Origin of the sequence: Pseudomonas sp. (assembly GCF_037994325.1) — a bacterium.
Lineage (GTDB): Bacteria > Pseudomonadota > Gammaproteobacteria > Pseudomonadales > Pseudomonadaceae > Aquipseudomonas.
The window spans coordinates 1-2,000 of sequence record NZ_JBBNAH010000425.1; the positions used below are offsets into that span (position 1 = coordinate 1).

General features: G+C 61.1%; 3 protein-coding genes. 2 read left to right on the forward strand and 1 reads right to left on the reverse strand.

The window, feature by feature from the left end; translation table 11 throughout:
• The coding region (locus AAAB16_RS14340; RefSeq protein WP_340663921.1) for a zinc-binding dehydrogenase at positions 1-168 on the forward strand (168 nt) is incomplete at its 5' end.
• A gap of 158 nt (positions 169-326) precedes the next feature.
• Positions 327-506 carry a hypothetical protein gene (locus tag AAAB16_RS14345; RefSeq protein ID WP_340663919.1) on the forward strand — a complete coding sequence of 60 codons (180 nt, stop codon included), beginning with the start codon at positions 327-329 and terminating at the stop codon, positions 504-506.
• On the opposite strand, the gene AAAB16_RS14350 is transcribed toward AAAB16_RS14345, so the two are convergent.
• Entirely contained in the window at positions 503-1,690 is a 1,188-nt protein-coding gene (locus tag AAAB16_RS14350; RefSeq protein WP_340663920.1) for a multidrug effflux MFS transporter, read from the reverse strand. The genes AAAB16_RS14345 and AAAB16_RS14350 overlap by 4 nt on opposite strands.
• Positions 1,691-2,000 lie beyond the last annotated feature (310 nt).

Sequence of the window (2,000 nt, forward strand, 5' to 3'; positions counted from 1 at the left end):
GAGCAGCACCGCCTGCTTAACCAAGTGGCTGAACTGATCGACGCCGGCACCTTGAAAACCACCGTGGGCGAACACTTCGGCAGCATCAACGCCGCCAACCTGCGCCGCGCCCATGCCCTGCTGGAAAGCGGCAAGGCCAAGGGCAAGATTGTGTTGGAAAGCTTTTAACGCTGCGGGTGTGCCGTGCGCCGCGGGTGCGCACAGCACTCCCTAGAATGTGCCGGCCATCTGACCGTGTGTCGCGCGGCTGGAGAGGATCAAAGAAAATTCACGGACCAGGGCTAGACTGCAACTTCTTTGACTTATTCCAACCGCAGGAGGCAGGCATGAACGTTTTTATCCGTACGCTCTCCACGCCGCAAGGCCCGCTTTGGCAAGTACGCATGGACCAACATGCGGTGAGTTTCCGCAGCGAGGCGCAAGCCCGCGAATTCGTAAATACCCTTGAAGCACGCCTTCGGGCGCCGCACCAATTACCCCAACATGAGCAACGCGCCGCCGGCTAAAGCACGCCGAACGGCACGTTCTTGGCGCTACGCGCGGTGACCTGCGCCAGCAGCAACGCCAGCACCCCACAGCCACTGATCACCAGCGCCATCGGCATGGCGCTGCCGTCGTGCAGCAGGCCGACCAAACTGGCCGCTCCGGCCGCCACGGTAAATTGCAAACACCCCAGTAGCGCCGAAGCACTGCCGGCGTGGCTACCCTGCCCGGCCATGGCGCAGGCCGAAGCGTTGGGAATAATGCAGCCGAGGCTGGCGATAAAGCAGAACAGCGGCAGCATCAGCGGCCACAACTGTGCCGGGCGCAGCGCGGTGACCGCCAGCAGAATCAGGGCGAAGATCAGGTACAGCCAGATAATCCGCACCAGCCAGTAGCCCGGCCCGTGATGACGTAACAGCCGCGCGTTGATCTGCGCAGTCAGAATAAAACCCGCCGCATTGCCGCCGAACAGCCAGCCGTAGTGCTCGGCCGGCACCCCATAGAGCTCGATAAACACGAAAGGCGAGCCGGCGATATAAGCAAACATCCCCGCCATCGCCACACCGCCCGTGAGGGCATGGCCCATAAACTGACCGTCGCCGAGCAGGCGCCAGTATTGGCCAAAAGCCCCGCTAAGCGGCGGACGTTCACCGGCAGGAATGGTCTCAGGCAACCACAGCGCCACACCCAAGAGACACAACACGCTAAAGCCGGTCAGGCAGTAAAAAATCGACTGCCAACCAAACAGGTTAAGCAGCACGCCGCCACCAAAGGGCGCAAGAATCGGCGCCACGCCCATCACCAGCATCAATTGGGAAAAGGCCTTGGCCGAGGCCAGCGGGTCACACAAGTCACGAATCACCGCACGGGAAATCACCATGCCGGCGCAGCCGCCCAGGGCCTGAACGAAGCGCGCACCAATCAGCCACTCAAGGTTCGGCGCCATGGCGCAGGCAAACGAAGCCAGGGTAAACAGCACCACGCCGGCCAGCAGCGGCAGCCGACGACCAAAGCGGTCGGTCAACGGGCCGTAGACCAGTTGACCGATAGCCAAGCCACTGAAGTACGCCGCCAGGGTCAGCTGGATATGCTCGACATCCGTGCCAAAGGCATGGGCCAAGGTGGGGAAGCTAGGCAGATAAAAGTCGATGGCCAAGGGGCCGAAGGCGCTAAGGGCACCCAGAATCAGCAAAATACGTAAATTCATGAACAATCCGACAACGGCTGAAAAAGCGCGCCACTCCCTGCGCAGCGGGTCGGTGATGGTACACCATTAGCCGGCTAACGATCTTGGCCACCTCGTCGCATCACGACGCGGTCCCGTAGGGTGTGCTGTGCGCACCAGGGCACACACGCAAGATTGCCAGGTGTGCAAACCTTACGCGGAGCGGCACACCCTATGGACGGACTTCAAGGCTGCACTGGCGGGGTGCTATCGCTACTTGGCTTGGGTTTGTTTTTGCTTAACCGCGCCGCCGCACTTTCTACCAGCAGGTAAAACATCGGAATCATAAAGG

Excerpts from the sequence above, each read along its gene's own strand:
- AAAB16_RS14345 (WP_340663919.1), top strand. The coding sequence starts at position 327 with ATGAACGTTTTTATCCGTACGCTCTCCACGCCGCAAGGCCCGCTTTGG.
- AAAB16_RS14350 (WP_340663920.1), bottom strand. The coding sequence starts at position 1,690 with ATGAATTTACGTATTTTGCTGATTCTGGGTGCCCTTAGCGCCTTCGGC.